Below are 25,562 nucleotides of genomic sequence, written 5' to 3' on the forward strand. Positions count from 1 at the left end.
TTAAGCGGGTATTTTCAACCTTTTTAAGGAGGAAAAAATGAAAGATATTGTAGAAAGGTTTAAGACATACATTGCTATAGATACCAAATCTGATGAATCAAGTACTACTATCCCAAGTACACCTGGACAATTAGAACTAGGTAGATTATTAGTCAATGAATTGAAAGAGTTGGGATTAGAAAATGCAAAACAGGACGAACATGGTTATGTTTATGCAACGCTAAAATCTAACATACAAAAAGAAGTTCCGTCTATAGGATTTATAGGCCATATGGATACCTCACCAGATTTAGACGGTAAATGCACCAATCCAAAAATTTTCTTATACCAAGGTGGAAATATTAGATTAAATGATAAGTATACAACGACAGTTGATGAATTTCCGTTTTTAGAAAAGTTAAAGGGAAAAGAATTAATTACTACTGACGGAACTACACTTTTAGGGGCAGACGATAAGGCAGGAATTGCTGCTATTATGAGCGCTATTGAGTATCTAGTGAATCATCCAGAAATTGAACATGGAAATGTTCAAATAGCTTTTACTCCAGATGAAGAAATTGGAAGAGGAACAGATTTTTTTGATATAGAAGGTTTTGGGGCAGATTTTGCATACACAGTTGATGGAGGGCCTCTTGGAGAATTAGAATACGAAAACTTTAATGCTGCAAGCGTTAAATTAAAAATTTATGGTAAAAATGTACATCCAGGTACAGCAAAAGATGTAATGATAAATGCTTTAAGAATAGCACTTGAAATAGAAAGTATGCTTCCAGTCAATGAAAAACCAGAATATACAGAAAAGTATGAAGGATTCTTCCACTTAACAAAACTAAGCGGTACGGTTGATTATGCAGAAGTAGAATATATCATAAGAGATCATTCAAAAACCAAATTCGAAGCTAAAAAACAATTATTTCAGGAGATTGTCAAATTTCTAAATTACAAATACAATAGAGAGATAATCAAAATTGAAATAACTGATAGCTATTATAACATGAGAGAAAAGATAGAACCGCATATGGAAATTATCGAACTAGCAAAAAAGTCAATGATTGATCTAGGAATCGAACCTATAATAAAACCTATAAGAGGTGGAACGGATGGGGCAAGGCTGTCATATATGGGATTACCCTGCCCAAATATTTTTACAGGCGGGTATAATTTCCACAGCAGATTTGAATTAATTCCAGTGGAAGATATGAAACTAGCTTCAAAAACAATAGTAAAGATTATTGAAAATAACGCCAAACAAGAATAAGTTTTTGTTGTTAGAATATAAAACGAGGGAGAACTCAAAAGAGTTCTCCCCTTGTCTTTTAGAATTTTTAGCTATTCTGTTTAGCTTTTCTCTTTAAAATCTTTAAACCATAAACAGGTAACTTTACTTCTTTAGATGCTTTTTCTCCTGTCAATAAATCTGTATAATCAAAATTGTCTAAAGTTACTGTGCTTTCTTTATTACCAAAATTCATCAAGAACACATAATCGTTTTCTCCGTCTGTTCTCATTTGAGCTGTCACTCCATGGGGAAGTTCTGTGTCAACGGTTTTTCTTAAATTAAGCTCTTGAATAAGTTTACCGTAGAACATATCATTAAACTTTTCTTCATTTCTTGACGCTATGTAATAAGATCTGCCTTTTTCAAAATCATTTACTGTTAAAGCGGGTCTTCCTGCGTAGAAATCTTCTTTGTAAGTTGCCAGACTTCGAGCTCCTTCTAAATGAATTAAGTCGCATAATTCACTCGCTTTATAATCTCCTTTTAGCCCAAGTTCATTATCTTCATTAAAAGAAACGAGTCTTTCTTCTCCATCGTAAAGTGCATCAATTTCTTCTGCCCAGATTCCAAGAACTTTTCTTAAAGGTCCAGGGAATCCCCCTAAGAAACATAAATCTGTTTCGTTTACAATCCCAGACCAATAAGTTGCAACAAAAGTACCACCATTTTTTACAAATTCTTCGATTCTTTCAGCAACTCCAGGTCTAACCATATACAACATAGGAGCGATAAGTAGTTTATATTTTGAAAAATCACAGTCCATATTAATTACATCAACAGGAATACCATTTTTCCAGAAGGGTTTATAATTACTTACAACTGTTTCTTCATAATGAATTCCAATATTTCTTGGTCCTTTTGCATCTTTCATAGCCCAACGGTTTTCCCAATCAAAAATAATGGCGACTTCTGGTTTCACGGTAGTTCCAATTACTTCATCTAATTTCTTAAGAGTTTCTCCAACTTCTTGAACATCTCTAAACACTCGATTATTTTCATGCCCACAATGATCAACAACAGCCCCATGAAGTTTTTCACTGCAACCCCTGCTTTTCCTCCATTGAAAATATTGAACTGTATCTGAACCATGCGCAACAGCTTGAATAGAAGAAAGCAAATGCATTCCTGGTCTTTTCAACTTGCTAACAGCCATCCAATTTGTCATGCTTGGTGTACTCTCCATGAGCATGAATGGCTTTCCGCCTTTTAGCGATCTATTTAGATCGTGTACCATACTATCTTGGCAAGCTAAATCTGAATCATCCTCAGTTTGATGCCACCTTGGGTAATTGTCCCAAGATACGACATCTAAAAAGTCAACAAACTTCCAGTAATCTAATCCTTCATAGACTCCCATAAAGTTAGTTGTAACTGGTAATTCTGGATTGATCTTTTTTAAAGGTTTGATTTCGTGCTTAAAGAAATCAACCGTTTGATGAGTTACAAATCGTTTCCAATCTAAATTTAATCCATGTACTAGATTTTCTCCATGTGGAGCTGGTGATTCAATCTGTGACCAATCTGTGTAAGTATGGCTCCAGAAAGGTGTCCACCAAGCATGATTGAGATTGTCAAGAGTTCCATACTTATCTTTTAACCAACTTCTAAATGCTTCTTGACAAAGGTCACAATGACATTCTCCACCATATTCATTAGATACATGCCACATGATTACTCCAGGATGTTTTGAATATCTTTCAGCAAGATTCGTGTTCATTATTCTAACTTTTTCTCGGTAAATAGGAGAAGTATAACAATGATTATGCCTCTCTCCAAATAAGTTTCTTACTCTATTTGGTCCCACTCTTAATACTTCAGGGTATTTTTGAGCCATCCAAGCAGGCCTGGCGCCGCTAGGCGTTGCGAGAATAGTGTAAATCCCATTCTTATACAATCGATCAATAACTTCGTCCAACCATTCAAAATTAAACTTTCCTTCTTCAGGTTCAAGGGTGCTCCACGCAAAAATTCCAACAGACATAACGTTACAGTTAGCAAGTTTCATAAGTCTTATGTCTTCTTCAAGAATCTCAGGATACTTGAGCCACTGATCAGGATTATAATCTGCTCCGTGCAAAAAATGAGGTACCTTCTTACTAATTGGGTCGTATTTGTTTTTCACTTAACATCCTCCTAAAAATATTTATTTAAATTGTTTCTTACTATAAAATTTTACGCCATCACTTTGCTTCATAACTTAAATTTATTATAAAATGTTGAACAAATCAAATGAGGACGCTTTCGTATATTACACTTGAAATATATTAAAAGAATTTATATAAAAAGTCTTATTTAGATTTTTATTTCAAACCTGCTTTTATTTTGGATACAGCATCATTCAAAGCTTCTTCAGGTGTTTGAACACCATTAATTATGTTACTCAAGGCATCATCCATTGGTGACCATACTACAGCCATTTCAGGAATATTTGGCATAGGTTCTCCACCCGCTGCACTTTCTGTAAATGCTGCAACTATCTCAGCAGGTACGGGCCCACCTTGTTCTTCAATTATTTGGACAACGTCATTTCTTGATGGCAATCTTGGATCTGCTATATAGAATTCATAAATACCTTCAGCTGTAGCTAAGTAATTAATCACAAACTCCATTGCAAATGCTTTGTTAGAAGATCTAGAATTAATCATCAACCCTTGAACTCCTACAAAAGGTTTCATTGTTTTACCAGGTTCTACCTCTATTCTTGTTAACGGAACAACTCCAAAATCTATACCAGCATCAAGATAAGATTTTACTGCCCAAGGACCATTAATTACCATTGCAGCCAAACCATCCAAAAACATAGAGTCTACAATGTTATAGTCAACACCGTAAGGAAGAATGCCTTCATCAAAGAAGCTTTTAATTAAATAAACCGCTTTAATAGCTCCTTCATTGTTCAATCCAATATCTGAAACATCATAACCAGTTCTAGGATCATGCTTAAATACATATCCTCCTAACGCCGAAATGAATGAATAAGAATAATATAGTTCTCCTGCGGAAAATAAAAAGCCTGCTGTATCAGGGGTAGTAAATTGTTTTGCCAACTTTTTTAATTCATCAATATTTGTAGGAACTTCATTATCGTTTATATAATCTCTGTTATAAAAAAGTGCTTGACTCTCTAGTGCATAAGGGATTCCATATAGGACTCCTTCATAAGTAAAAGCTTCTATTCCAGAATCAGCAAATTTATCTAGCTCAATGGCAGATTTTGGAATGGGTTCTAACAAGCCATTAACAACAAGTTCTCCTAACCAATCTTGCGCACCTATTATTATATCTGGCCCTTCACCTGCTTGAGCAGCAGTAAGATATTTTGTTTTAATATCTCCAAAAGTAATCTGTTGAACTTCAACTGTAACACCTGTGTCTCGAGTAAACTCTTGACCAATCTTTCTAATAAAATCTTGTTGCTTTTCTGAACTCCACACTGTTAAGGTTACTGAAAATAACGAGGTTATAGATAAAACCAATAGTAATATAATAATGAACTTCTTTTTCATCTTACATCCTCCTTATACTAAATTATATTAAGGTACTATATTCTAACTAAGTTAGGTATGTCTGCCGCTTTTGTATGCATCTAAATATAAAATAGTGATCAACTAAACTTTTTACTCTTCCCACATACCAAAATATCTTAAAGATTCAAGGGCGTTTCCTTCAAAATCAAACAATGTTTGATTATCCCATGCATTACCTTCTCCCGTTTTCCAGCCCACCCCTTTTACGGGAATCCAGGCAGGTTCCCAATAAAAGACCCCGAGTCCTCTACTGTTTGGAACTTGATTCACTGCTTCCATCACAGCGCCAATTGCTTGTTTCTGTCCTTCAATAGTCGCAGGGAATCCTGCTGTTTTGGCTTGCACCTCTCCAAAAATATTAGGGTGATCGTCACCATTTTCTAGAGTCCAAGCATAAGCAAATTCTGCTATCACAACGTCTTTATTGTATCTTTGAGAGATATCGTTCATATTGTACTTTAGATCGTCTATAGTTCCATGCCAGTATGGATAATACGAAAGGCCAATAATATCGAATTCTACACCTTGTTCAACTATGCCATCAAAGAGCCATCTTGTTGCTCCATTATCTCCACCCTGGTCTGTATGAAGCATAATAAGAACTTCTTCATCTTCAGAAAGGCTGTCTCTAACTCCTTGGATTCCTGCATTCAACAATTCAGCTAGACCCTCAAATCCTCCTACTTCTTCGCCAGCTTCAGCCCAAGTTTTTCCATAAGGCCACAGAATACCGCTTCTGATTTCATTTCCAATCTGTACCATATCAGGAAGGGCTTTTTCATTCTTTAAAGTCGTTATTACATTTTTTGTATATTCATAAACTGCCTCTTTTAATTCATCAAAAGATAGATTTTTCCAAGCTTGAGGTATTTCTTGTTTTCCTGGATCAGCCCACCAATCACTGTAGTGAAAGTCAAGTAGAAACTTAAATCCATGTTCTTTGGCTCTTTTTGCTATAGCAATAGTTCTTGATAAATCACAATTCCCCCCACCATAATTATCTGGGTCTACCCAAAGTCTTAATCTAATCCAATTAAAACCATTTTCTTGTAAAATATCTAGAAGGTCTCTTTCTAAACCATTTTGGAAATATTTACCACCGTGAGATTCTATTTCATATAATGTAGAAATATCCGCACCTTTTATAAAGTTTCCTTGTGATTTTATTGAGTAAGAAGAAGAAAACATAGTTAAAAAAGTACCTCCTATAAAAAGAAATAAAATAAATGATATACGTAAGTTCTTCATTTTATTTCACCTTAATTTTTTAAATATTATATGACAATTTTAAAAGAGTAAGAAATGCAAGAAAGTGTAAAATTTAATATTTATCGATACCGTTAACGATACCAATAGAATTATATCGATATTTACATAAAAAGTAAAATCCGTTGTTAGTTGTTTATGAGATATTATAAGTAAATAAAAAGGTTTATTCGAAAATATCTGCATTTTTCTCTTTTTCTTGAAAAATTTGTAAATAAATAACCCCTTGTTAACAAGGGGTTATCTTTTACAACAAATAATTCATACTTATTAAAGTGTGAGTTTACTACTATACGTTAAATTTGTCTAACTCCATCTTCGAGTGTGGTGATATAAAATTCTGGGGTTAATTTTGTTTTTTGATGGTAGTTTTTTGATACGCTTTTTATGAAGGAATCTACGATATTTTCTTCAACCAACGCTATAGCGCATCCCCCAAAACCTGCTCCTGTCATTCTGGCACCAAGGCAATTAGGGATCTTTAAAGCCTCTTCTACTATTGTATCTAATTCAAACCCTGTTACTTCATAGTCGTGTTTTAGAGAATTATGAGATTGGACTAATAATTCTCCAAAGCCTTTTAAATCGTTATTTTTTAGTAAATTTGCAGCCTTAATAACTCTTTGATTTTCTGTTATTACATGTCTTGCACGTTTATATTCAACTTCATTTTTTATGTATTTTAAATCATCTAGAGTACATTCACAAAGATTATTTAAGGCAGCTTTTTTTGCTTTTTTTATAGTTTCTAACGCATTTTCACATTCTTGTCTTCTTTGATTGTAATTAGAAGAGGCTAGCTCTCTTCTTTTGTTGGTATTCATTATAACTAAAGAATAGCCGTTTAAGTAACATGGAATATATTCACTTGAGAGATGTTGAGTATTTAGTAATAATGCATGGTCTTTCTTGGCATTAGCAACGGTGAATTGATCCATTATACCAGAGTTTACCCCAATGAATTTATTTTCGACTCTTTGTCCTAATAATGCAAGGTATTTTTTATCTATTTCTTCAGGTTTTTGAATTAGAAATAGCAACATATATCCAATCAAAACTTCCAAAGCTGCTGAAGATGAAAGTCCAGCTCCATTTGGAAGATCCCCTTTTATTAAGATATTACAGCCTTTTAGCGAATAGCCATCTTCTAACAAATACTTTATTATGCCTTTTGCATAATTTCCCCATCCATCTTCAATTTTATATTCTATAGCTTTGTTTAAATCTACTTCTACTTCATTTGGAAAGTCCATAGATTTCAAATATATCTTTGTATCGTTTCTAGGTGACATTACTCCATATATTCCAAGATTAATAGCTCCCGGTAGAACGTATCCACCATTATAATCAACGTGTTCTCCTATTAAATTAATTCTTCCAGGAGAAAAAAATTGAAGGATTGTTTTTTCACTTTTTCCATAAATATTATGAAATATAGATAGTAAATCCATTGTTTCAACCTCTTTTTTTAAATTTTTCTATGGCTTTTCTTAGTGTTACTGCCGTTTCTTCAACCGCTAAGGTATTAGCAGCTGCCCATGCACCCATTTCACTTGAGGCATACCATTTTATTTTGTCCTTGTCTCGAAGCGGCGGATAAAATTCTATATGGAAATGATAGTATTTATTAGAATCTTTATATTCTTCAACATTTACAGGTGTTTGATGCACATTCATCATATAAGGGAAAGGCTTATCAAAAAGTGTATCAAAACCTCCTGTCAATAATTTTAAAGCTTCCGCTAAATCTCTCTTTTCTTTGTCTGTAAATTCTGAAAGATTTCCTTTGTGAGACTTACTTACAATAAAAGCACCATAAGGATAATCAGTAAAAAAAGGAAGATATACAAGGAAAGAATCGTTTTCGAAAAGCATTCGCTTTTTGAAATCCGTTTCTTCTTTATTCATATCACAGATAAGGCATCTTCCTTTTTCTTGATAATATTCCTTACAACTATCAAGCTCTACCTTAATTTTTAAGGGAAGCCACGAATATGCGTATAGTTGACCATGAGGATGAAGCATTGTTACTCCTACTTCTTTTCCTCTGTTTTCAAAAGGAAAAATATATTTAATCTTTTTGTCTTTAGATAACTCATTGAATCTATCAACCCAAAGATTAACAAGTTTATATATATGTTCAATTGATAATTGAGGTAACGTTGTATTGTGATCAGGAGAGTATAAGATAACTTCACATTTTCCATAGTTTTTTTCAACTTTATACAACTCTGAACCGGTAACATTTGGTTCATCAGGGTCTAATTTTAAAGCAGGAAAGTCATTGTCATAAGCATAAACATCGTAGTGTTCAGGAACTTTTTTTCCTGGTCCAGGACAAAAAGGACACCAATCCTCTGGAAGATGGGGTCTGTTTTGTCTATTATCTGCAACCATTGTCCATGTTTTTAATAATGGATTCCATCGTAATTCTGCCATATTCACCCCTCCTTAAGCAGATTCTCTAACAATAAGTTCGACATCCAAAATCTTTTTGACAAAAGAATTGTCCATTCTTTTAGCTTTTATTCTTTTGTATATCATATTAAATGCTTCATAACCCATTTCTGTTTTGTTAACTCTAACAGTTGTTAATTCAGGTTCAATTAATTTTGAAAAGGTAATATCATCATAGCCTACTATTCTAACGTCATTTGGTATTTTGATTTTATGTTCTTTTAATGCTTTTATAGCACCATAGGCTATTAGGTCATTATAGCAAAATATGCCATCGAATTTATCTTTTTGTTTGAGCATTTTTATTGTCTCATCATAACCTGCTTGAATATGGTAACCTTCATGTATTTTATCGCAAATTTTTATATCTTCGTCTTGCACTTTTAATCCCCTTTCGGTAAGTGCTTTTTTAAAACCTTGTATTCTACCAAATGAAGCAGAATTATATAATTCATCAGTTATCATCTTTATCTTTTTACAGCCTTTTTGTATTAAATACTTTGTGGCTATGTAACCACCTTTTATCTCATCACTAAATATTTGGTCAACATCCCAGCCGTCATATTCCCTACCAACTAATATTATAGGGAACCTTTCTTTTATCAGGTCTTTTATATCTTCATAACTTTTTTGCATTGGAAATAAAAGGATACCATCCACTCTACGTTCAAGGAGTGTCCGAATGAATTTTTCTTCGTTTTCATATATACCTTCAGAGTTCATCATTATTATTTGATAGTCTTTTTCTTTTGCTGCTTTATCAATACCTTTAAACACTTCAGAGAAAAAAGGGTTAGAACTGTCTGGAACTATAACTCCAATGGTGTTACTTATTTGAGATTTTAACATCGTGGCATATGAGTTTTTTACGTAGCCAAGTTCTTCTGCGATCTTTTCTATTTTTTCTTTTGTTTTTGGGTTGATATCAGGTTTATTATTTAATGCTCTAGATACTGTGTTTACCGATACCCCAGCTTTTTCAGCAATATCTTTTATTGTAACAAACTTTGATTGTGCTAACTTAATCACCACCTTTAACTTAGTATCGTAGATTTCTTAAACCCAACATAATTATAACCTTTTTATAAGTAATTTAATTATGGTAACGTTAACGGTACTAATACCATTTTACACCAAAAGAATAAAAAAACAAAATGTTTTTATAATTCTTCCATAATTGAAAAATGTTTTTTTTACTGTTTAAATCATCTAAAAAAGAAATTTCAAAAATGATGCTATAATAAAAACATCGAATTGTATAGAATATGAGTTTTTAAATTTTTAAAGTGGGTCAATAGAAATTTCTATAGGAAGTGGAAAGGTATGGGAGAAGATTGGGGTGAAGATTGGTGCTGTAATTATTAAAGAGATATACGATTTGATGAAGACAAACACAACTTATAATGAAGAATGTTATACAGAAAAATTTAGGAATCTCTTGAATTCAGATTCCCATAAAGAAAAGGGTGGGTTTGATTCAAGGCCTTTTTAAACTTGATAGTTTTTGTTGAAGGATCTATGAAATATACTGTTGAGATAATAAAACTATATGCTAAATATTCAAAATATTTTTGAATTGTGTCAACAGATTTTATCGATTTACCTAAATCGTTTAAGATTGAACGCCAGGAAAATCTCTGCCCAATTATTTCAGGAAGTTTTTTAAATATTTCAATTATAGTTCCTCTTGAATTCATATATTTTTCAGCATCGCCAAGAATAAAATCACGATATATGTTTTTAGTTTGATCTGTAATTTTATTTTCGTTCATATACTCATTTATTACTTTCGGAAACCCTCCAGAATTAATATATTTTAAAAAATATTCTTGTAAAAAAGAATATTTAAAATTTAATCTTTTGAGATCTTCTTCACCAAGTAATAAAATTTGTCTTATATTTAATGGATCTATCTCTATTCCTATTGCTTTGAGATATTCGTTGAACGTTAAAGGTAAAAACAACAGATCTTTACCCTCGCCTCTTCTTCCCGGCATTCTTTCACTTGATACTTTCAAGTCATAAGCAGATGAACCTGTTAAGATAACCACTGCATTAACTATTAAGCCTATATCTACCAAATACTTTATTGCACTCTGCCAATTATTAACCATTGTTATTTCGTCTATAAATATGTAAGTTCTTTCGTTTTTTGAAATATTGAACGATTGTAAATAAATTTTTATTATGTCTACCAACTCTGAGTTATCTTTGATCATATCACATGTAAAAAATAATATACGTAAGGTATTAATATCATCTTCGATTAACTTCCTAATAAATAATTTAATAAAAGTAGTTTTACCTATCTGCCTTGGACCTCTTATAGTATATATACCAAATTTATCCACAGGTATATTTGAAAAAAGTTCTTCGTTGGTAGTTGTATTAGGAACTGATAAGGCAACAAGATTATGGAAAACTTGATAGCTAAGGCTAAATCATTAAATGCAGAAGGCGTTAGTTGTTTTGCATATACTGGTTCTTATCATTTACCTTTGAAGACTTTTACCAAAAGAATTATAGACGATGTAGTTTATATTGAAGAAATTATAGGTGTTGGAGAAATAGCTATTTCAGATCATCGAGGTTCTCAACCTACGATAGAAGAGTTGACAAGATTAACTTCGGATGCAAGAGTTGGAGGTATTTTGTCGAAAAAGGCAGGTATTGTCAATGTTCATGTTGGAAGAGGCAAAAATTTTGTAGGCCCCTTAATAGAAGTAGTTAAGAAATCAGATTTGCCAATTGCACAGTTCTTGCCAACTCATATGAACAAAGGCAAAGAATCTATGTTTGATGAAAAAGGTAATTTCTTAAAATTGGACGTAGCAGATGTATGTACGCTATTTAAAGAGGTAAAAGATTGCGTGATTCAAGAAGATACCCGTTAGAAGAGGCTTTAAAAGTTATTACTTCTAATCCTGCTAATTTACTTAAAGTGGAAAACAAAGGGTAAATAAAAGAAGGCTTCGATGCAGATTTGTTATTATTACAAAAAGGCACTTTGAATATTGAAAAAGTGATGGCAAAAGGAAAACTTCTAATGACCAGTTCTCAATAGATTTAGGAAAATAATATTCTTTCAACAGCTTTAAATCTTCATCAGACATGATTATTTGACAAGTGAAGGTTTTTGTTGTATAATATATATGAAATAAGCATATATATGAAAGGAGGTAATATCATGCCAAATCTAGATAGAACAGGTCCCTGGGGATTGGGTCCTATGACAGGTAGAGGTTTAGGCAGATGCGCAAGAGGATATGGAAGAGGCCGTGGTTATGGTAGAGGTTTTGGTTATGGCTTAGGAGCACATGGCAGATGGAAAGGAGGATATTATTATCCTCAAGTTTCTTCGTTAAGAGAAGATAAAGCTTTTTTAGAAGAACAGAGGGAGTATTTAAAAGACGAACTAAACTATATAGAAAAGATATTAAAAGAGATCGAAGTTACTGAGAAAAAAGAAGAATAAGTTTATCATCTTAGCACAACTCATTTTTTGAATAAAAATGAGTTGTGCAAGCTTTTACAATTCAACGTTTGAAGGAGAGATTAATTTGTCGTTGAAGATAGCAGTTTTAAGCGGCAAGGGCGGAACTGGCAAAACTACAATATCTACAAATTTAGCTAAAGTTCTTTCAAAAAATAGAAAAGTTTTGCTCTTAGATGCGGATGTTGAAGAACCGAATGATCACTTATTTTATAACGTTACATTCAAAAAAGAAAAGTCTGTGAATATATTTATTCCCAAAGTAAATAAAGAGACATGTACTTTGTGTGGTTTATGTGCAAAAGAATGTCAATTTGGTGCTATAAACGTTTTTGAGAAAGGTGTTTTTGTTTTTCAACATTTGTGCCATGGTTGTGGAGTTTGTTCTGAAATTTGTGTGCTAAACGCAATTGATGAAGTATCAAAAAGCATTGGACAAATTAAATTTGGAACATCCATTTTTTTTGATTTTGGTATGGGACTTATGAATATAGGAGAACCTTCAGGCGTAAGAATCGTTAGAGAACTGAAAAAATACATTTCTAATGATTATGACGTAACGATAATTGATGCCCCTCCTGGAACCTCGTGCCCAGTTGTGGAAGTTTTGCAAAACGTAGATTTTGCAATTTTGGTAACCGAATCTTCGCCTTTTGGTTTACATGACTTAAAATTGGCTGTATCTTTGGTAAGAGAAATGGGAATCGCATTTGGGGTTGTAATTAATCGTTATGATCCTTCCTTTTTTGAGTTAGAAGAATATATTAAATCGGAAGATATCTCTTTACTTATGAAAATTGAGTTCGATAAAAATATAGCCAAATGGTACTCACAAGGGTTCTTAATTGTAGACAAATCTGAAGAGCTCTACAAGAATTTCGAAGTTTTGTTTGAAAATATAATAGAGGTGCTAAAGTGAAACAAATAGCTGTTGTCAGTGGAAAAGGCGGAACAGGGAAAACAACTTTATCAGCCTCCTTAAGTTATCTTTTCAAAAATCCTGTCATGAGTGATTGTGATGTCGATGCTTCCAATTTTCACTTGTTGTTTTCTCCTTTAGAAATGATAGAAAGCTACGAATATTACGGAGGTAAAAAAGCAAACATAAACTACGAAAAGTGTACTAATTGCGGCATATGTAAGAATAAATGTAGGTTTGATGCAATTGATTTCAAAGAAGGAAAATACGTCATCAATGAATACGCATGCGAAGGTTGTAAGCTTTGTGTGCTTACCTGCCCTGAAAAAGCTATAAAACTATCAGAAAATCTTGCAGGTAATTATTATAAATCAAAGTGTTCAAATGGAATTTTAGTTCATGGTGATTTAAACCCAGGGGAAGAAACTTCCGGAGGACTAGTAGCAGAGGTTAGAAAAAAATCCTATTCAGAAGCGGAAAAATCCAAAAAAGATGTTATCATAATAGACGGAGCTCCTGGAATTGGTTGTCCTGCAACTTCATCTGTTGCGGGAGTAAATTTAGCAGTTGTGGTTACAGAACCTACTCTTTCAGGATTTCATGACCTCAAAAGAATGGTTGACACATTGAAAAAAATGAGGGTTAAATTCGCTGTAGTTATAAATAAATTTGATTTAAACGAATCAGCTAAGTTAGAGGAGTGGTGTTTTTCTGAAAATATAGACCTTTTAGGAAAAATCCCGTTTGATGAAATGGTAAATGTGGCAACAAAAGAAGCTAAACCTATAATTTTGTATGAAAATTCAATAGCAGCAAAAGCTATAAAAGATATTTATTTGAGAATTCTAGATAAATTCTTTTAAAACAAGCGATAAAAACTTTAGAAATTGAGATATTTCAAAAATATCTAAAACTGCAAGACAGTTTTATCAAAACTTTCCCAGAGGATTAAAAGTGGTCAGGAGTTTTTAAATTTAGTAACAAACGAAGTTAGGAGGCGGAATATGATAGTAGCGATACCTACAGAAATGGATTCTTTGAATTCCAAAATTAGTGAAAGATTTGCTCGGACGGCTTATTTCTTAATTTATAATACCAATGATGATTCTTATGAATTTATTTCTCATGAAATGCAGCAAGAGCATGGAGCAGGAACAAAAATAGTTAACGAATTATCTGTAAGAAATGTAGAAGCTGTAATTTCAAAAAATATAGGTCAAAACGCTCTACAAGCTTTAAAAGTTGGAAACATAAAAGCTTATATAGCATCGGCTGGAAATGTAAAAGAAAATATTGATTTTTTGAAATCAAAAAAACTGCAAGAATTTTAAAAAAGTAGGAGGAGATAAAATGAAAATAGCTATTCCCGTAATAGAAAACAACAAAGAAGAATCAAGGATCAGTGAACATTTTGGTCGTGCTCCTTATTTTGCATTTGTAGAGTTAAAAGATGATAAGACTCACACATTTGAGATAGAAGAAAATCCATTTGAAGATCATTCTCTTGGAGATATTCCAAGATATTTACATGACAAAAATGTTGATTTAATTGTGGTGAGAAATATCGGAAAGAAAGCTTTGAATTTTTTTGAGGAATACAATATTAAGGTAATAAGAGGTGTGGAGGGGAATTTAAAGAAAATAATTCAAATGGCTAAATCTAATGAACTGAAAGATCAAGATTATACAGAAGATTCAAAATGTTGTCACGAATAAGGAGTTTATCAAATGTGCGCAAATCATAGAGGTGGACGTGGAAAAGGTGGTAGAGGCAGAGGTAAAGGCCGGTTTTTAGCTAATTATATACTTCTCATCATTGCAGAAGAACCTACTTATGGTTATGACATTGCAACGAAGTTGGATGAAATGGGAATTGAAAAAATAGAAGGAACTGGTCAAATGGGAAGAATCTATAGGATTCTTTCAGAATTAGAAAGTTATGGATATATAATACCTAAGTGGGATACTTCAAAGAGTCCTCCTGTGAAAGTATATACAATAACACCTTTGGGTTTAGAGTATTTAAAATACGCAGTTGAGAGTGTAAAGCAAGAAATAAAAGTGTTGGAAACTTTTATCAGTAAATATGAAGACGTTTTGAAAAAAAATGATTCTGCGGATGAATAAAACAATAAATGGAGCTAGTTAGACCAGCTCCATTTATTGTTTCTCTATTTAAAAACTTAAATTTAAACTTCTACTTGATATTTCTTCTTTAATTTTATTGATGAAAAGATCTCTTGAAATATTTTCTGCAGTATTTCCTTTAATTGTTCGGACATTAATCGTATTAGAATTCATTTCTTTCTCACCAAAAACGATCATATATGGGATTTTTTTCATTTGTTCATTCCTTATTTTATAACTTACTGTGGAGTCAGAATCATTGACAAATGTTCTAATGTTTTCTTTTTCGAGTTGTCTTGCAAATTCTTTAGCCTTTTCGTTGAATTTTTCTGAAACCGGAACAACTGATACCTGTATAGGAGCAAGCCAAGTTGGGAATTCTCCTGCAAAGTTTTCTATTAGAATCCCAAAAAATCTTTCAAGCGATCCGAATATTGCTCTGTGAATCATTACAGGTCTTTCATATTCACCTTTTTCATTCGCATATACCATTTCAAATCTTTCAGGCATCTGGAAATCTAGCTGTATGGTAGTACATTGCCATTTTCTTCCTATAGAATCTGTTACATGAAAATCAATCTTAGGTCCATAAAAAGCGCCATCACCTTCGGCAATTTTATATTTTATCTGTGACTTTTCTAAGGCTAATTTTAGTGCTTGAGTAGCTCTCTCCCATGCTTCAATGTCTCCCATATGATCATCGGGCATAGTACTTAATATTGCCTCATAATTGAATCCAAACGTTGAATATATTTCATTAGTCAATTCGATTACTTTTATTATTTCTTGTTCCATTTGAGATTTAGTGCAAAAGATGTGTGCGTCGTCTTGAGTAAAAGCTCTTACTCTAAAAAGTCCATGAAGTGTACCGCTTCTTTCATAACGATGTACTTTCCCAAATTCAAACATTCTTATAGGTAAATCTTTATAACTTACAAAACTGTTTTTATAGATTAATATGTGTCCTGGACAGTTCATGGGTTTTACCGCCATGGGCATGTCCTCTTTTTCAGTGAAAAACATATTTTCTTTGTAATGATCCCAGTGTCCAGACTGATGCCAAAGTTTTATATTCATGATTTGTGGAGTTTCTACTTCACTGTAACCGTACCGTTTGTGAACTTGTCTTGAGTAATTCATTAATTCATTTAGAATAATTTTCCCATTTGGCAAGATAAAGGGCATCCCTGGAGCCATTTCTGGTTGGAGCATAAATAGATTTAGTTGAGGTCCTAATTTTCTATGATCTCGTCTTTTAGCCTCTTCTAACATATTTAGATAATCATCGAGATCTTTCTTTTTTGCAAAAGCAGTTCCATATATTCGTTGTAACATTTTATTTTTTTCATCACCACGCCAGTAAGCCCCCGAAACTGATAACAGTTTAAAATGTTTAACATATCCAGTAGAAGGGAGATGTGGTCCTCTACACAAATCTATAAAATCACCTTGAATATATACCGATACTTCATCATCGTCTATATCATCTAGTAGCTCAAGCTTATATGGTTGATCTTTAAATATTTCTTTAGCTTGAGCTTTTGATATTTCTTTTCTGATTATTGTTATATCTTGATCAATTATTTTTTTCATTTCTTCTTCGATTTTTGGGAAATCTTCTTCTGATATGTTGTATCCTTCTATATCAAAATCATAGTAAAAACCATCTTCTATGACAGGGCCTATAGCAAGCTTAACTTTTTCTTTACCAAAAACATGAATAACAGCTTGCGCCATAATATGCGACATGGTATGTCTATAAATATTAGGAGCTTTATCGTCCTCTAGCGTAATTAATTTGACTGTAGCATCTTGAGTTATGGAATAGTTTAAGTCAACCAGTTGTCCGTTAACTTCTGCGGCAATGGAATTCTTGTATAATCTTTGGGATATATCTTTTGCAATATCAGCCGGTGAAACACCCTCTTCATATTCTTTCGTCGAACCATCCGGAAAGGTTATCTTAATCATTAGACCACCTCTTATTTCATATTTTATATTGTAAGAGTTTCAATTTTTTCTTTTAGATCGTATTCTATAAGTTTATCGATGATTTCATCTAAATCTCCATCTAGTATCTCATTTATTCTATAAGTAGTATATTGTATCCTATGATCTGTTACCCTGTTTTGTGGAAAATTATATGTTCTAATCTTTTCACTTCTTTCTGCAGTGCCAATTTGAGATTTTCTTTCTTTAATTATTTTCGATTGTTGCTCTTGAAGTTTAATTTCAAATAATTTTGCCTTTAAAATGTTTAAGGCTTTTTCTTTATTCTGATGTTGAGATCTTTCTTTTTGGCAGGTAACGACTATTCCTGTTGGAAGATGAGTTATTCTAACCGCAGAGTCAGTTTTGTTTACATGTTGTCCGCCTGCGCCGCTTGCTCTATATGTATCTATCTTAAGTTCATCCTCACTTATGTGAACATCTATGTCTGTTGGTTCAGGAAGCACAGCAACTGTAGCTGTAGAGGTATGTATTCTTCCTGAAGCTTCAGTTTGCGGAACTCTTTGTACTCTATGAACACCGCTTTCGTATTTTAATCTTCTATATACACCCTTTCCATTGATTCTTAAGATTGCAGTTTTTATTCCTCCGAGTTCATTTTCGTTAATATCCAATATCTCATGTTTCCAATTTTTTCTTTCTGCATATCTTAAATACATTCTCATTAGATCAGCAGCAAAAAGTGCAGCCTCATCTCCTCCAGTTCCAGCACGTATCTCCATTATAATATTTCTCTCATCGTATTCATCAGGAGGTACTAATCGTTCAGTAATATTCTTTTCAAGCGTTTCTTTTTTTGTTTCTAACTCATTTAAAAGAGATAAATATTCTTCTTCTGGCACATCTCCAGCATTATACATTTCATGTAGCGCATCTATATCTTCGAGGGTAGATTCATAATTGTTAAACAGTTCATTTAATTCAGAAAATCTAGCGTGTTCTTGACCTAGCTCTTTAAGTTTTTCTAGATCGCTAGTTATATTCGGATCACTTAATTTAATTTCTAATTCTTGTAATTTCTTTTCTACTTCTTCTTTAAATTCCAGTATATTCAAAAAGACGGTGTTTTTAAACACCTTCCTCCTTTCATAATAAAGTATTTACTCACTTTAAAAATTTCATATTCTTATTATATGTATGTTTTAGAATTGATATTTTCAGAAAATCTTGATTTTTTTAACTTTTTTGGTACTTGTACCAAGGTAGCGGGAAGGGCTCCGCCCTGGACCCGTTATAAATTCAAAAACAGTAATTAACAATTACAACTTTTTGGTACTTGCACCAAGGTAGTGGGAAGGGCTCTGCCCTGAACCCGTTATAAATTCAAAAACAGTAATCAAGATTTTAATGTTTATTTTATTCTGTTACAAACCCAATACCAATAGCTCCTGGACCCGAATGAGCGCCAATTACAGACTCTAGAACTCCAGAATATATTTTACCTTTGTAATTTAACTTTTCTTTTAATTTTGTGATAAGGTATTCTTGATCTTCTTCAAATAAAGCACTTCGTGTGCAAATAATTGTCTTTGTTGGATCTTTGATCCTTTCAACGGCAATGTCTACCATAGAATCCAAAGCTTTTTTTCGTGTACGAGATATTTTAATGGGTTTAACTACCCCATTTACGAATTCACTTATAGGATTAATTTTTAGCAGTATACCTAGAAACTTTGCCGCTTCACCAATTCTTCCTCCTGCTTCCATATATTTTAACGTTTTTACACTGAATAATGTATGTGTTTTAGAAATAAGATCTTTTGCGGTATCGTATAGTTGTTCAAGTGTGTGCTTACCTTTTTCAATAAGCTGTGCCAACTTTATTTCCATTGCAGATTGACCACAGGTACACGTCCTTGTATCAAAAAGTTTAACGTTGCAATTTGGATAATCTTTTAAGAATAAATCTTTTGCTAGATTAGCGTTGTTAAAGCTTGCTGATAAATCACTTGACATTGTGGTTATTAAGATATTATTGTATCCTTTTTTGACTTTTTCAGAAAGAACATTATACCAATCTTCTGGATTTGGTGCAGAAGTTTTTGGCAATAAGTTAGGGTCTGAATGCATTTTTTTGTAAAGTTCTTCATCGGTTATGTCTTTTCCTTGAACTAGATATTTTTTACCATCTAGGGTTATATAAAAAGGTACAATAGAAATATCATATTTCGTTAATATTTCTTTTGGAAGGTATCCACCAGAATCTGCTACTAGACAAATGTTATTTTTCATTTTTTCTCCTCATTTCATAATAATAACTAAATTAAGGTATCTTGAGTATATTTTAACATATAATTGTTGTTAAATTGATGATATTTGTTAATATTTACTATTTTAGTAATAATTAAAAAAGCAGGCGTAACGCCTGCTTTTTAGATTTGAAACTAATTATATTTTAAACTTTTTCACTTGATGAACTAATTTATCTGCAATCTGAGAAAGTTCTTCGCTTGCACTACTTACTTGCAATGTCGCATTAGCTTGTTGTCTAACCGCTGAGGTCATCTCTTCTACCTGTTGAGCTATTTCTGTTACAGATTTGGCTGCTGAATCCATAGCACTACTCATTTCTTCTGCTGCAGCACTCATTTCTTCAGAACCAGCTGCCAAACTTTCAATCATACTGCTTATTTCATTTACTTCTTTTAATATATTAAATATTTCGTTTTTGATAATAGACGACTGTTCAACAGTTTTTTCTACTTGTTTAGATGCATCAATCGTTTCTGATCTGGCTTTTTCTGTACCGCTTTGTACTTGATTTAATATGGAAGCAATTTTATCTGTGGCCTTTTTGCTATCTTCTGCAAGTTTTCTTATTTCATCAGCGACAACTGCAAATCCCTTTCCAGCTTCTCCAGCTCTTGCAGCCTCAATTGCTGCATTTAGAGCTAATAGATTTGTTTGTTCTGCAATTGAGTTAATTGTTTCAACAATAGACCAGATATTTTTAGCGTTATTTGATAATTCAAGAACAACCTTTTCAGTTTTTCCTGCGCTTGCCTTGGTTTGTTCGATCATATTAACAATATTGTTAACAGCCAAGTTACCCCGATCCGCAGCTTCTTTTACACGACTTGCTTTTTCGGTTAGTTCTTGAGCAGATCTTGAAACATTTTGCGCACTGGATGCCACTTCTTGTATGCCAGATGTAGCTTCTTCTATAGAAGCAGAAACGTTTTGAACGTTTTTATTTACATTTTCCATCTGTGCAGAGAGTTCTTCGCTAGTAGCGCTCATTTCTTCTGCAGAACTTGCCAATTCTTGAGCAGTTGTATCTACTTGTTCTGAGTAACTAACTATCTGGGTAAATGAGTTTCTTAAATTATCTCCCATTTGTTGTAAGGCTTTAGCCATAGTTACTACTTCATCTTTTCCTTTTGCCTCAAACTTAACAGTTAAATCTCCTTGGCCAAACTCTTGTGCAGATTGAGCCAGTTGACTGATTGGTTTTGAAATACTTATACTCAGGAAAAATATAATTCCAATAGCAAAAGCAATTATTATAGCGATTACTATAAGAATTTGTCCTAATAATTTGTTAACTGAAGATTTTAAATCTTTTTCAGCAATAATTGCTGCAAAGGACCATCCTGTTGTTGAGGGTATAGGTGAAAAGAATACATTTTTAATTTCTCCTGTAGGTTCTTTATATTGTCCATAACCTGATTCTTTAGATATCATTTTTTTACCTATTTTGTCAAGATCTTGATAGTTGTCTTTTGATGATTGAAGGAGATTTAAATTCATTACAATGGATTTATCCGGATGAGCTATAACCATACCTGTTGAATCTACAATAAAGGCATATCCAGATTTTCCAATATCTATATCTGAAACAAAGTTTGTTAGTGTATCAAGAAGTACCGTAGCTCCAAAGACACCGATATTCTTATTATTATCTTTTACTGGAACAGTAATCACAAAAACGTTCTTCCCTGAAGCTTTTGAGACTAAGACATCACTTATAGAATACTTTTTGTTATTTTTCATGATATCTATGAAATATTGTCTGTCTGCTAAATTTGAAACAGACCCAAGGGTATTGGGACTGGTTCCATCTGAGTAGGCAATAAAAAACATTTCATAATCTGGCCTTTCTTTGAGTCTGGGTGGAAGGTATTCTTCCATTAATGAAGTCCAGTCTTTGGTTTGAAAAGCTGTTTTTACTGCATTTGTGTCTGCCAAAAGTTGAACCTCTTTTAACAATCCTTTAAGCCATTCGTCCACAGTTTTTGTTCCTATTTTTTCAATTTCAATGGTTAAATTAGTAACTTCCTGACTTACAACTGAGTTGATCTGCACGTATAGTACCGAAGCTAGAATTACTAATAGGGCTATAATTGGTACTAAAATCAAAACGAGCATCTTTGTTCTTAATGTTTTCATATCGATTAGCACCCCTCAACTTAATAAAATTTAATGTTTTAAATACTACTTTTAACTTTAAGGATTATTTTTTCTAAAAATACCTTTATATATCCCAGGAACTGAGTTTTCTATGGGAATTGCATTTACAACCTTTTCATAAAATTTTACTGGTCCAGCACTTCCAATTATTGCATATGCATAACCAATATCCCACATCCCTTTTAAGCTTATTAGTAGAAGGGCTTTTCCTATGTCTTTTCCCCTGTAATTTTCATCTACCCCCATAGGCCCAAAAAAATCTTTACAAGTAGTATCATAACAAGCAAAACCTACAATTTGATTTTTAGCTGTATCTATGGCAATAAAACAACTTATAGGTGAACGTGAAAATGCAATATCACTTTCGCTTGCCCAATAATCTCCAAATTTTTCTTGAATCCATCCAACAACATAGTTTTTTTCAGGTGCTTTAGCCCTTCTCACAGAGATATTCTCTTTTTCAAGGTTGTCAAAAAGTGTTTTATCATACGGTAATTCGTAAAGTTTTACAAGCATATCAGGCATATTATATTCTCCTTTTTGTAAAAAAATCTGCGCTAATTTTTTCACAATATTACCATATCATTATTTCAAAATTATAAAAGATAAATTATTAATTAAAATAATCATTAAAATAAAAAATTGGCTTCCTTAAAAGGAAGCCAAAAGCAGGAATAATATAATATTAAGAAAATGTTACTTCTTCAGAGTTTCATAAGCAGAGTTTAAAAGATCGTTTTCTATATCATCTACGTATTCCCAATACATTATTCCACCTAAATCCATTTCTTTAACGTACCTAGCTTTTTCAGCTACTGATTGTGGGTCTTCATAGGTTATAAATGTTTCTCCATCATATAAATAAGGAACTTTTGCATCATCATCCCAGAATCTTTTGAAATTATTCTTATTTACATAATATTGTTTGAGGATAGTGTATGGAATGGAGCCACCTGGCCATATAGTATCTTGATATTTTTGAAATAATCCGTCGCCATTTTCACCGGGTTGTGCACCGTGGAATTCTCTTCCATAAGCTGGGAATCCCAAAACTAACTTTTCAGCAGGTATACCTCTATTAATAAATCTTTTAATTGCTGCGTCAGAAGATAATCCCCAATGAGCGACAGGATCTTGAGGGTTTATATATAGATTTGAATGGTGAGCAGTATTTTCGCTCCATGGTCCCTGATAATCATATCCCATAACATTAATTGAATTTACTAATGGTACAACTTCTTCCCATTCTATTACATCTAAAAACCATCCAGAGACATTGGTACAGAACGAGATTTCCTTATCTTCTCCTAATTTTTTTCTAAGTAGTTTAATGACTTCTGTAAAATTTTCTTTATCTTCCTTTCGAGCTTCTATTGTTCCTCCTCCACCATCTACAGGATATTCCCAATCAATATCTATGCCATCTAAATTATATTTTTTTAGATATTCTACGACGCTGTCAACAAAAATTTCACGTGTAGCTTTGGTTGCCGCCATATCTGAAAATCCGTCAGCTCCCCAACCTCCAACAGCAACAATTATTTTTAAATCAGGATACTTTTTCTGTACCCTTCTTACCTCTTCCCAGATACTATCAATAATAGTTTGAGAAGATACAGTATCTGGGACTCCAGGTATTCTTACATCGTGGTTTGATATTTTAAATTCGTTGTTAATTCGGGCAAAAGCTAAATATAAGTGGGTTAACTTGTCTCCTTGAATATCTTCCGCAATCCAATCTTTTCCCACCCAACAGGGCAAGTACGCAATGATTTTGTAATCTTTGTCTTCCAATGTTATGTTCTCCTTTGTATTGCTAAGATTCTCAGAAAAGCTTAATAAACTTACTGCTAACACCATTAAAATAATCCATATTTTTTTCATTTTTTCCTACCCCTTCACACTTCCGGCAGTAATACCGGATATGATTTGTTTTTGGAAAATTAAAAATGCTATCATTATTGGTAAACCAACAATAGTCGTAGCAGACATAAGGTAGGGCCATTGTAATTGCGTTAATTGTTGATATAATGCTAAACCAACTTGAGCCGTTCTCATTTCACGAGAAGAAGTTAATATCAAAGGCATAAAAAGGTCGTTCCATGTTGTTATAAACGTGTTTATTCCCATTACAGCTAATGCTGGCGAAGAAAGCGGCATCACTATCTTAAAAAAGACTGCAAATGGTCCAGCTCCATCTACTACAGCTGCCTGTTCAATCTCAAGTGGAAGTTGCTCGATGTATTGTTTTAAAATAAAAATACCAAAAGGTGTTACTAATTGAGGAAGTATTAATGCCCAATAAGTATCTAAAAAGTTTAAGTTTTTCATCAATATAAAAATAGGAATGGTAGTTACTTGAAATGGAATCATCATTGTAGCAAGTATTAGTCCAAATAAAAAGTTTTTACCTTTAAATTCTCTTCTTGCAAATGCATATGCAACCATTGAAGAGAATAAGAGATTAGCAAGGACTACAACGACTGAAATAATAACGCTATTGATGATATACCTTCCAAACATATCTTCTGTCCATACGATAACATAATTCATCAAGGTTGGATATTGATTATATACCTTTATATCGTCTATTAGAAAAGCAACGTTAGATACTTCTTTTTCATTATTTAGTACGACAGAGATTCCAGTAACAAACTTTAAGTTTAATTTATCCTGATCAAGTTCTTTTTTGTCTATTTTTATTTCTTGCCATTGACCATTTTTTTCTAAAGTAAAAGGAATATCTTGAAATAACCCATTAACATCTTCAAATCTAACATATCCTTTATTGATATCTGGAGTTTCTACCTTCAACCAAAAGTTCAAGGTTTTTATTTTTCGTAAATCTCTGGTAGCTCCTATCATTTTTATACCAGGATTTCTTTCGCTTGTCGACTCGATTTTCAAAGATTGAGTTGAGGTAGGAGACTCTTTTGCTAATAAATAATCGGTATTTCCTAGTGGTGCAATAGTTCTTTTTATAACGCTCATATAACCTGCTTCAAAGTCATTTAAATAATAATCTTTTACAATATTTGTCATATTTCCCTGGGGAATAAAGGATGTATAAATCATTATTACTAAAGGGAAAAGAAATATTATTAGCAAACAAAAAGAAATAATTAATAATACGGTTTTTTTAATATTCATCAATATTCACTCCTCAGGGCCCTTTGCTGAATCAAGGTAATAATTAAAATGATAATTACTAATATATAAGCCATAGCTGAGGCATACCCCATTTTAAATTGTCTAAAACCTGTGATATAAAGGTAGTGAACAATAGTTTGAGTAGAATTTAAAGGGCCTCCACCAGTCATTGTAAAAATTTCCGCAAAGATTTGAAAAGAACGAATAGTATTTATTGCTATTACAAAAAATAAAGTAGGTTTTACTAATGGAAGTGTTATCTTAAAAAATGCATCAGTACTAGATGCTCCATCAATTGCAGCAGATTCATATAATTCTTCTGGTATACTTTGTAGACCCGACAAGAAAATTATGGTATAATACCCAATAGCCGCCCAGATGTCCATTATCATAATAGCTAATAGAGCGGTGTCTGGTGAAGCAAGCCAACCAGTATTTTTTTCAATACCAAAGATCCTTAGCATATAGTTAAGAATTCCGTCTGCACTATAAATATACCGCCAAATTGTTGATATAACAACCATAGACATTACAGATGGCAAGAAGAAACCTGCTTTAAATAAACCTTTACATTTAACCATTTTACTGTTGATTAAAACAGCAAGGAGAATTGATATAATTGTTGTAAATGGAATTGTTCCAACGACAAATATCAATGTGTTTTTCATAGCTTTTAAGAATATTTCGTCTTTAAATAACGCAGTATAATTTTTTAAACCAACAAAGTTCATCGCCGGGTTTAACCCGGAATAATCTGTAAAACTTATCCCAATCGAAAAAATAATTGGATAAGCGGAAAATATTATAAAAGTTATGATCCAAGGAAGCAGGAAAGCAAGAGTTATCAAATTGTACTTTCGTTTTGTTTTCATTATAGACAGCTTCTCCTTTTCACATTTTTTAGTCTATATAATCAAATTTTGG

23 protein-coding genes are annotated in these 25,562 nt (G+C 32.6%); 8 read left to right on the forward strand and 15 right to left on the reverse strand.

Annotation, left to right across the window (positions count from 1 at the left end; all coding sequences use genetic code 11):
* Positions 1-37 precede the first annotated feature (37 nt).
* Positions 38-1,258, forward strand: a complete 1,221-nt coding sequence (gene pepT, locus DTL3_RS05305; RefSeq protein ID WP_045087841.1) for a peptidase T — start codon at positions 38-40, stop codon at positions 1,256-1,258.
* 67 nt (positions 1,259-1,325) lie between these two features.
* On the opposite strand, the gene DTL3_RS05310 is transcribed toward pepT, so the two are convergent.
* The 7 genes from DTL3_RS05310 to DTL3_RS05340 form a co-directional block, all read right to left on the reverse strand.
* Positions 1,326-3,401 carry a beta-galactosidase gene (locus tag DTL3_RS05310; RefSeq protein WP_045087842.1) on the reverse strand — a complete coding sequence of 692 codons (2,076 nt, stop codon included), beginning with the start codon at positions 3,399-3,401 and terminating at the stop codon, positions 1,326-1,328.
* Between the two features lie 178 nt (positions 3,402-3,579).
* The gene (locus tag DTL3_RS05315; protein ID WP_045087843.1) at positions 3,580-4,785 is read right to left on the reverse strand and encodes a sugar ABC transporter substrate-binding protein; all 1,206 of its coding nucleotides are present in this window, start codon (positions 4,783-4,785) and stop codon (positions 3,580-3,582) included.
* 111 nt (positions 4,786-4,896) lie between these two features.
* A complete protein-coding gene (locus DTL3_RS05320; protein ID WP_084217192.1) occupies positions 4,897-6,054 on the reverse strand; it encodes a glycoside hydrolase family 53 protein in 1,158 nt (385 codons plus the stop codon).
* A gap of 314 nt (positions 6,055-6,368) precedes the next feature.
* Positions 6,369-7,523, reverse strand: coding sequence for a galactokinase (locus DTL3_RS05325; protein ID WP_045087845.1), 1,155 nt, complete (start codon positions 7,521-7,523; stop codon positions 6,369-6,371).
* Between the two features lie 4 nt (positions 7,524-7,527).
* The gene (galT, locus tag DTL3_RS05330; protein ID WP_045087846.1) at positions 7,528-8,511 is read right to left on the reverse strand and encodes a galactose-1-phosphate uridylyltransferase; all 984 of its coding nucleotides are present in this window, start codon (positions 8,509-8,511) and stop codon (positions 7,528-7,530) included.
* 12 nt (positions 8,512-8,523) lie between these two features.
* Positions 8,524-9,558 carry a LacI family DNA-binding transcriptional regulator gene (locus DTL3_RS05335; RefSeq protein ID WP_231853936.1) on the reverse strand — a complete coding sequence of 345 codons (1,035 nt, stop codon included), beginning with the start codon at positions 9,556-9,558 and terminating at the stop codon, positions 8,524-8,526.
* Positions 9,559-9,956: 398 nt separating this feature from the next.
* Positions 9,957-10,880: an ATP-binding protein gene (locus tag DTL3_RS05340; RefSeq protein ID WP_052670395.1), complete on the reverse strand. Its 924-nt coding sequence runs from the start codon at positions 10,878-10,880 to the stop codon at positions 9,957-9,959.
* Between the two features lie 63 nt (positions 10,881-10,943).
* On the opposite strand from DTL3_RS05340, the gene DTL3_RS05345 reads away from it, so the two are divergent.
* The 7 genes from DTL3_RS05345 (at position 10,944) to DTL3_RS05375 (ending at position 15,068) form a co-directional block, all read left to right on the forward strand.
* Positions 10,944-11,423, forward strand: a complete 480-nt coding sequence (locus DTL3_RS05345; protein ID WP_052670396.1) for an amidohydrolase family protein — start codon at positions 10,944-10,946, stop codon at positions 11,421-11,423.
* Between the two features lie 293 nt (positions 11,424-11,716).
* Positions 11,717-12,004 (forward strand): DUF5320 domain-containing protein, encoded by a 288-nt coding sequence (locus DTL3_RS05350; protein ID WP_045087847.1) that lies wholly within the window; start codon positions 11,717-11,719, stop codon positions 12,002-12,004.
* Between the two features lie 85 nt (positions 12,005-12,089).
* The gene (locus DTL3_RS05355) at positions 12,090-12,941 is read left to right on the forward strand and encodes an ATP-binding protein (protein ID WP_197539502.1); all 852 of its coding nucleotides are present in this window, start codon (positions 12,090-12,092) and stop codon (positions 12,939-12,941) included.
* Entirely contained in the window at positions 12,938-13,804 is an 867-nt protein-coding gene (locus DTL3_RS05360) for an ATP-binding protein (RefSeq protein ID WP_045087849.1), read from the forward strand. Before DTL3_RS05355 ends, DTL3_RS05360 begins: the two co-directional genes overlap by 4 nt.
* Positions 13,805-13,945: 141 nt before the next feature.
* Positions 13,946-14,272, forward strand: a complete 327-nt coding sequence (locus DTL3_RS05365) for a NifB/NifX family molybdenum-iron cluster-binding protein (RefSeq protein WP_045087850.1) — start codon at positions 13,946-13,948, stop codon at positions 14,270-14,272.
* A 19-nt stretch (positions 14,273-14,291) separates the two neighbouring features.
* On the forward strand, positions 14,292-14,657 hold the full coding sequence (locus DTL3_RS05370; RefSeq protein ID WP_045087851.1) for a NifB/NifX family molybdenum-iron cluster-binding protein: 366 nt from the start codon (positions 14,292-14,294) through the stop codon (positions 14,655-14,657).
* A 12-nt stretch (positions 14,658-14,669) separates the two neighbouring features.
* Positions 14,670-15,068 carry a PadR family transcriptional regulator gene (locus DTL3_RS05375; RefSeq protein ID WP_045087852.1) on the forward strand — a complete coding sequence of 133 codons (399 nt, stop codon included), beginning with the start codon at positions 14,670-14,672 and terminating at the stop codon, positions 15,066-15,068.
* 48 nt (positions 15,069-15,116) lie between these two features.
* On the opposite strand, the gene thrS is transcribed toward DTL3_RS05375, so the two are convergent.
* The 8 genes from thrS to DTL3_RS05415 all read right to left on the reverse strand — a co-directional run bounded on the left by thrS (position 15,117) and on the right by DTL3_RS05415 (position 25,510).
* A complete protein-coding gene (gene thrS, locus DTL3_RS05380; RefSeq protein ID WP_045087853.1) occupies positions 15,117-17,039 on the reverse strand; it encodes a threonine--tRNA ligase in 1,923 nt (640 codons plus the stop codon).
* A 23-nt stretch (positions 17,040-17,062) separates the two neighbouring features.
* A complete protein-coding gene (gene prfA, locus DTL3_RS05385) occupies positions 17,063-18,127 on the reverse strand; it encodes a peptide chain release factor 1 (protein ID WP_045088638.1) in 1,065 nt (354 codons plus the stop codon).
* A gap of 307 nt (positions 18,128-18,434) precedes the next feature.
* Entirely contained in the window at positions 18,435-19,310 is an 876-nt protein-coding gene (locus DTL3_RS05390; protein ID WP_045087854.1) for a DegV family protein, read from the reverse strand.
* A 156-nt stretch (positions 19,311-19,466) separates the two neighbouring features.
* Positions 19,467-21,467, reverse strand: a complete 2,001-nt coding sequence (locus DTL3_RS05395) for a methyl-accepting chemotaxis protein (protein WP_045087855.1) — start codon at positions 21,465-21,467, stop codon at positions 19,467-19,469.
* Positions 21,468-21,524: 57 nt separating this feature from the next.
* Positions 21,525-22,013 carry a GNAT family N-acetyltransferase gene (locus DTL3_RS05400; protein ID WP_045087856.1) on the reverse strand — a complete coding sequence of 163 codons (489 nt, stop codon included), beginning with the start codon at positions 22,011-22,013 and terminating at the stop codon, positions 21,525-21,527.
* Positions 22,014-22,184: 171 nt separating this feature from the next.
* Positions 22,185-23,372, reverse strand: a complete 1,188-nt coding sequence (locus tag DTL3_RS05405) for a glycoside hydrolase family 18 protein (RefSeq protein ID WP_045087857.1) — start codon at positions 23,370-23,372, stop codon at positions 22,185-22,187.
* Between the two features lie 6 nt (positions 23,373-23,378).
* The gene (locus tag DTL3_RS05410) at positions 23,379-24,638 is read right to left on the reverse strand and encodes a carbohydrate ABC transporter permease (RefSeq protein WP_231853937.1); all 1,260 of its coding nucleotides are present in this window, start codon (positions 24,636-24,638) and stop codon (positions 23,379-23,381) included.
* Positions 24,638-25,510 (reverse strand): carbohydrate ABC transporter permease, encoded by an 873-nt coding sequence (locus DTL3_RS05415; RefSeq protein ID WP_045087858.1) that lies wholly within the window; start codon positions 25,508-25,510, stop codon positions 24,638-24,640. Before DTL3_RS05415 ends, DTL3_RS05410 begins: the two co-directional genes overlap by 1 nt.
* Between the last annotated feature and the right edge of the window lie 52 nt (positions 25,511-25,562).

Source organism: Defluviitoga tunisiensis (genome assembly GCF_000953715.1).
GTDB classification, from domain to species: Bacteria; Thermotogota; Thermotogae; order Petrotogales; family Petrotogaceae; genus Defluviitoga; species Defluviitoga tunisiensis.